This window comes from Neisseria sp. P0014.S009 (genome assembly GCF_051958155.1).
Taxonomy (GTDB): Bacteria; Pseudomonadota; Gammaproteobacteria; order Burkholderiales; family Neisseriaceae; genus Neisseria; species Neisseria flavescens_C.
The window spans coordinates 1-244 of record NZ_JBQCVS010000214.1 but is presented as its reverse complement, the minus strand read 5'-3'; the positions used below and the strand labels follow the sequence as shown (position 1 = coordinate 244).

1 rRNA gene is annotated in these 244 nt (G+C 56.1%); it reads left to right on the top strand.

The annotated features are described in order from the left end of the window. Nucleotides 1–244: ribosomal RNA gene (locus ACTHS4_RS12375) — 16S ribosomal RNA — on the top strand; the annotation flags it as partial.

Genomic DNA, 244 nt, shown 5'->3' with positions numbered 1-244 from the left:
ACCAAGGCGACGATCAGTAGCGGGTCTGAGAGGATGATCCGCCACACTGGGACTGAGACACGGCCCATACACCTACGGGAGGCAGCAGTGGGGAATTTTGGACAATGGGCGCAAGCCTGATCCAGCCATGCCGCGTGTCTGAATAAGGCCTTCGGGTTGTAAAGGACTTTTGTCAGGGAAGAAATGGCTGTTGCTAATGTCGACAGCTGATGACGGTACCGGGAGTATTAGCGCCGGCTAACGG